2 protein-coding genes are annotated in these 1,850 nt (G+C 69.8%); one reads left to right on the top strand and one right to left on the bottom strand.

Annotated features, from left to right (window positions below; genetic code table 11):
- Positions 1-902 (bottom strand): YihY/virulence factor BrkB family protein (locus AC2W7M_RS24685; protein WP_486135681.1); only part of this gene is annotated, 902 nt, incomplete at its 3' end.
- A 195-nt stretch (positions 903-1,097) separates the two neighbouring features.
- Between AC2W7M_RS24685 and AC2W7M_RS24680 the strand changes: the two genes are divergently transcribed.
- The gene (locus AC2W7M_RS24680) at positions 1,098-1,715 is read left to right on the top strand and encodes a phosphatase PAP2 family protein (RefSeq protein ID WP_486135679.1); all 618 of its coding nucleotides are present in this window, start codon (positions 1,098-1,100) and stop codon (positions 1,713-1,715) included.
- Positions 1,716-1,850 lie beyond the last annotated feature (135 nt).

Genomic DNA, 1,850 nt, shown 5'->3' with positions numbered 1-1,850 from the left:
GTCACGGCCGTCGTCTCCACCGCCACGGCGGGCGCCGGCAGAGCGCGGGGGGCCGGCGCCTGGGCGCGCTTGATGGCGGCGTTCAGCTCGCCGCCGAACACGAAGATCGACGCCGTCAGATAGAGGAACACCAGGGCGATCATCACCGAGGCGAGGCCAGCATAGGTGGTGACATAGTTGGCGGGGAATTCCGAGAGATAGAAACCGAACGCCGCCGCGCCCAGCAGCCACAGCGCGAGCGTCACCAGGATGCCCGGCGCCACCTCGAGCAGGGAGCGCCGGCCGGCCGGCAGCCACAGGTGCGCCACCACCAGCGCCACCACCAGGATCAGGCCCGTGAGCCCGAAGCGCGCCAGCGTCACCATGCGCGAGAGCGGTTCGAGTTGCGGCAGCTGGTTCACCGCCGTCTGCCAGATGAGCGGCCCGAGCACCACCAGGAAGGACAGCGCCAGCATGGACACCGCGGCGAGCAGCACGTAGCCGATGGATTCGAGCCGCAGCCAGTACCACGCCCGCTCCTCGCGCACGCCATAGGCCCGGTTGAGGCCGATCCGCAGGCTCTCGATGCCATTGGAGGAAAAGTAGATGGCGAGCACCACGCCGTAGGTCAGCACGTCGGTGCGCACCTGGTTCACCACGTTGTGGATCTCGCGCGAGATCGGCTCGGCCACCTTGTGCGGCCAGGTCTCCAGGATCAGCTCGATGGTCTCGGCGGCGAGCGGACGCAGATCGAGGAAGCCGGCCAGAGCGGTCACGAAGATCAGGAACGGGAACAGCGACATCAGCGCGGAGAGCGCGATGTGGCTGGCGATCGCCCAGCCGTCGTCGGCCGAGAAGGTCCAGATCGCGTCGATGACGATCCGAAACGTGTCGATCACCCCTCGATAGGCGCGCCGCAGCATCCTCGCTCCAACTTCCCGGCTCCAACTTCCCGGCTTCGCCGGTCTCCGTCAGATCGGGCCTTCCCCGGCGAATGGCAAGCGCGCCGTGGTGTCTTCTGGCCTCAAGGCTGACATTTTCGCGATTCGACGCGGCGGGAAAATCCACTAAAGGGAACAGGCGCCGCGGCGGCAAGCGCCGGCGGCAGAGGAGGAAGCGTGCGGCCTGTCCTGTTCCTTGCCCTCGTGATCGGCGCCGCGGTGGCGATCCTGTTCACCGTCTTCCCGCAGTGGGACCTCGCCATCAGCGCCTATTTCTGGGACGTCGGGCGCCGCGCCTTCACGCTCGCGGGGGCGCCCTGGGCCAGGACCGCCCGCTCGCTCGCCAACTGGATTCCCTGGCTGATCGCCGGCCCGGCCTTCGCCGCCATCATCCTGAAGCTGCTGTTTCCCTGGGGCCGCATGTTCATGAGCGCGCGCGCCGCGGTGTTCCTCGCCGCCACCATGGCGCTCGGGCCGGGCCTCGTCGTGAACGGCATCCTCAAGGAGGAATGGGGCCGCCCGCGGCCGGTGCATGTGGAGGAGTTCGGCGGCAAGGATGCCTACCGGCCCTGGTTCGCCACCGACGGCGCCTGCCCCGGCAACTGCTCCTTCGTCTCCGGCGAGGGCGCGCTCGGCTTCTGGCTGACCGCGCCGGCGAGCCTCGTGCCCGGGCCGCTAGGGGCGGTCGCCATGACGGCGGCGGTCGCCTTCGCCGCCACCGCCGGGGCCTGCGCATCGCCTTCGGCGGCCACTTCTTCACCGACGTGGTGTTCTCGGGCGTGCTGGTGGTGCTGATCGTGGTGGCGATGCGCTACCTGCTCTACGGCTGCAAGGGCGCGCCCACCGACTTCCGCGTGGAGCACGCCATCGGCCGCCTGGGCTACGCCCTCCATGCTCTGGTGCGCGGGGCGGGCGCGCGCCCTCGCCGGC

Source organism: Xanthobacter sp. BG11Y11_SDJG (assembly GCF_057364445.1).
This window is presented reverse-complemented; position numbering and strand designations above follow the sequence as displayed.